We start from the raw sequence: 2,210 nt of genomic DNA, 5'->3' as shown, positions 1-2,210 counted from the left end.
CCGACCCCCCGTCGGCGCTCGCCGACGCCATCGCTGATGGGGTGACGACCGATCCCACGGGGTTCGACGCGGTGTACGCGCTCAACCTCCCCGCGGAGCTCCAGCGGCCGACGGTCACGCTCGCTCGCGCGCTCGGGGCGACGTGCCTGTTCACCACGCTCGGGTTCGAACAGCCGGTCGTCGCCGTGGAGCCGAAGTCGCTGGCGGGATCGACCGTGTTCGTCGTCCGGCCGCCGGACGGGGACGTACAGCCGACGGACCACGACGTGTCGCCGCCGTAGAGGCCGGTCGTCGCTGCGGGGACCGATCGCCGCCGTCGTCGGGAGAATTATCGTTCCGAGATCCGAACGTTCATGGCCTCCGCCGGCTGGCGTACGGGTATGCAGGTCGACGCAGTCGTCCTCGACATCGACGGGGTGTTGGTCGACGTCGCGGACTCGTATCGACGGGCGATCATCGAGGCGGTCGACCGGGTGTGCGGGAAGAGCATCGACCGCGAGGCCGTCCAGTCGTTCAAGAACGCCGGCGGGTTCAACGACGACTGGGAGCTGACCGACGCGGCCGCGCTGTTCGTGTTGGCCCGGCGCGAAGGGCTCCGGATGGACGTCGAGGAGTTCACGGACCGAATCGCCGCGGACGACGACGGCGGGATCGAGGCGGCCAAACGCGTCGTCGCCGAGCTCCCGAGCGTGGCGCAGGCGCGGGTCCGCGACCAGTGGGACACCGATCGCCTCCGCGACACCTTTCAGGCCCTGTACCTCGGCGAGGAGCTGTACCGCGAGCTCGAGGGCGGCGATCCGCCGGTGTCCGCCCCGGGGTACATCACCGACGAGGCGACGCTCGTCGACCCCGACACGATCGATCACCTCACCGACCGCTTCGCGGTGGGCGTCTTGACCGGTCGTCCGGCGGCAGAGGCCGAGATCGCCTTGGAACGCGTCGGTCTCGACATCCCCGACGCTCACCGCATCACGATGGACGACCCCGAGGCCGGCAAGCCCGACCCGGAGGGGTTGATCGCGCTCGCCGACCGGCTGGACGCCGAGCGGGTCGCGTTCGCCGGCGACACCCTCGATGACGTCCGGACAGCGCGACATGCCGATCGAACCGACGACGACCGAGTGTACTACGGGATCGGCGTCCTCACCGGCGGACTGACGGGCGAGGACGGTCGTCGCGCGTTCAGCGCGGACGGGGCCGATGCGGTGCTCGACGACGTGAACGGACTGGTCGACCTCCTCGAAGCCGTCGACCCCTGAGATCGGGTGCTGCCCCTGCTTCCGACGAAAGTTTATAAGTAACTCCCGCAGGTCGAACCTCACACGCCGAAACCAGACGTTTGAGGGGCCGCCCGCTGGTTATCACGACCGATACTCGCGCACGAACCTTCATATATACTTGCCACCTCTCTTAAACTAACCAGCAGCCGAGCGATCGGGGGATCGGTTCGGGTCGACGGCGGCCCCGCTCCCGCTACCGTTCGCCGGCATGAGACTGGCGCACATCAATGAATTATCACAACATCTTCGGCAACGACGACCGCGCAGTGAGTCCCGTTATAGGCGTCATTCTCATGGTCGCCATCACGGTCATCCTCGCGGCGGTCATCGGGACGTTCGTCCTCGGACTCGGCGACTCGCTGGGCGACAACCAGCCGACCGCACAGCTGAGCGTCGATGTCGGTGAGGACGGTACTGACGGCACGATAACCGTCGAACACAACGGCGGCGACGCCATCGCGAGCGGTGACCTCCGTATCGTCGTCTCGGACGCCACGAACAGCACTCAGGCGACCGGACAGTTCGACGAGCGGTTCAGTGTCGGCGACACGGAGTCGGGGACGTTCGATATCAATCACGATGAGGGGGCGAGCAGCGACATCCGCGTCCGGATCATTCACACGCCGAGCGACTCGATCCTCCTCGACCGGACGTTTGAGGTCGATGGGATCGACTCCGTTGATGGGGATATCGACTCGTTCACCTTCGACTAACGGGGTTCTTTTCGATTCACAGTGAGTCGATTACTTATATACTGAGTTCGGGCGTCCTCGTCGGATACTTATATATTACCGACGACGCTGGAGGAACGTAGCCGAAGCTCTACACACCGCAACCGCACCTCACGCCTCCCCAGCCTCGTCGTCGTCGGCCTCGCTCCGCTCGGCCGCCGCCGACTCCCTCGTGCGGACGGTTCGCGCCCTCCGGGCG

The 2,210-nt window shown here is 66.4% G+C and carries 3 protein-coding genes; all 3 read left to right on the top strand.

Features of this window, described 5'->3' with window-relative positions; all coding sequences use genetic code 11:
• A partial coding sequence (locus ACFQEU_RS14830; protein ID WP_379783411.1) for a UPF0146 family protein occupies window positions 1-281 on the top strand: 281 nt, incomplete at its 5' end.
• A 99-nt stretch (window positions 282-380) separates the two neighbouring features.
• On the top strand, window positions 381-1,259 hold the full coding sequence (locus tag ACFQEU_RS14825; protein WP_379783409.1) for a TIGR01548 family HAD-type hydrolase: 879 nt from the start codon (window positions 381-383) through the stop codon (window positions 1,257-1,259).
• A gap of 248 nt (window positions 1,260-1,507) precedes the next feature.
• On the top strand, window positions 1,508-1,993 hold the full coding sequence (locus ACFQEU_RS14820) for a type IV pilin domain-containing protein (protein WP_417448544.1): 486 nt from the start codon (window positions 1,508-1,510) through the stop codon (window positions 1,991-1,993).
• Window positions 1,994-2,210 lie beyond the last annotated feature (217 nt).

This window comes from Halorubrum tibetense (genome assembly GCF_042661865.1).
Classification (GTDB): domain Archaea; phylum Halobacteriota; class Halobacteria; order Halobacteriales; family Haloferacaceae; genus Halorubrum; species Halorubrum tibetense.
This window is presented reverse-complemented; position numbering and strand designations above follow the sequence as displayed.

Bases quoted from the DNA above. Each gene is read 5' to 3' on its own strand.
- ACFQEU_RS14820 (WP_417448544.1), top strand. From the start codon at position 1,508: ATGAATTATCACAACATCTTCGGCAACGACGACCGCGCAGTGAGTCCC.
- ACFQEU_RS14825 (WP_379783409.1), top strand. From the start codon at position 381: ATGCAGGTCGACGCAGTCGTCCTCGACATCGACGGGGTGTTGGTCGAC.